At 46.7% G+C, this 591-nt stretch carries 2 protein-coding genes; one reads left to right on the top strand and one right to left on the bottom strand.

Features of this window, described 5'->3' with window-relative positions; all coding sequences use genetic code 11:
- On the bottom strand, positions 1-238 hold a 238-nt coding region (locus tag A3766_RS09590), incomplete at its 3' end, for a TetR/AcrR family transcriptional regulator (RefSeq protein ID WP_156508836.1).
- A gap of 114 nt (positions 239-352) precedes the next feature.
- On the opposite strand from A3766_RS09590, the gene A3766_RS09585 reads away from it, so the two are divergent.
- The coding region (locus tag A3766_RS09585) for an enoyl-CoA hydratase-related protein (protein WP_197479488.1) at positions 353-591 on the top strand (239 nt) is incomplete at its 3' end.

Raw genomic sequence — 591 nt, 5'->3', positions numbered from 1 at the left:
TTGAAATTGCAGAGGAAAGCTGTTCGGTCAACACCTCAAAGCCTTGCTCTGCCACCGCCGCTAATAAGTCATTCTTATCTTTAAAATGATGATACGGCGCTGATCTTGACACGCCCGCCCGCTCGGCGAGCTTACGCAAAGATAAACCCGGCATACCATTCTCTTGTAGCATCTCCAGCGAGATTGAGATCAGCTTGTTTCGAAGGTCACCATGATGATATTGCTGTTGTTCACTCATAACTCAATGCTCGCACGCCATCTTGACAACGTCAAGATTAATGCTTATCTTGACACTGTCAACTTTGACCTTAAATCACTATTTATCTACTGCTACCGTAGGAGAAGATGCAAAATGAGCTTCAAAACTCTCGAGATCACCACCGAAAATCACATCGCTCACCTTAAGCTTAATCGCCCTGATGCGCTTAACGCGATGAATATCGATTTCTGGCAAGAGCTACCTGTTGCTATCCGTGAAATCGATGCCTCAGCAGAAGCGCGCGTAATAGTGATATCTTCTACTGGCAAGCACTTCAGCGCGGGCATGGACCTAGCTGTATTCACCAGCGGTAACTCAATTCCAATGGGCGG

It is taken from the genome of Oleiphilus sp. HI0132 (genome assembly GCF_001635845.1).
This window is presented reverse-complemented; position numbering and strand designations above follow the sequence as displayed.